This is a genomic window from Cognatundibacterium luofuense (assembly GCF_018139685.1).
Taxonomy (GTDB): domain Bacteria; phylum Pseudomonadota; class Gammaproteobacteria; order Burkholderiales; family Burkholderiaceae_D; genus Undibacterium; species Undibacterium luofuense.
Genome location: NZ_JAGSPN010000462.1, coordinates 1 through 315 on the forward strand (window position 1 = coordinate 1; position 315 = coordinate 315).

The 315-nt window shown below is 48.9% G+C and carries 1 protein-coding gene; it reads left to right on the top strand.

Translation table 11 applies throughout. The features are described from left to right. The coding region (locus tag KDM89_RS21230; protein WP_268977918.1) for a phosphate acyltransferase at positions 1–315 on the top strand (315 nt) is incomplete at both ends.

A 315-nucleotide genomic window follows, 5' to 3' on the forward strand; every position in this document is an offset into this window, starting at 1 on the left:
TTCAGGATATGCAGGCTTATGCAGATAAATTGCAGCAATTTGTCTACCACAGTGGCACCTTTATGAAGCCGCTATTCCAGATCGCGAAGAAGGCACCGGCTGAACGTAAGCGTATTGTGTATGCGGAAGGTGAAGACGAACGTGTATTGCGTGCGGTCCAGGTGGTGGTTGACGAAAAACTGGCAACGCCGATTTTGGTTGGTCGTCCACAAGTTCTGGCGCAACGCGTAGAAAAATTCGGTTTGCGTATACGTCCAGGTATTGATGTTGAAGTCATCAATCCGGAATTCGACCCACGTTACCGTGATTACTGGC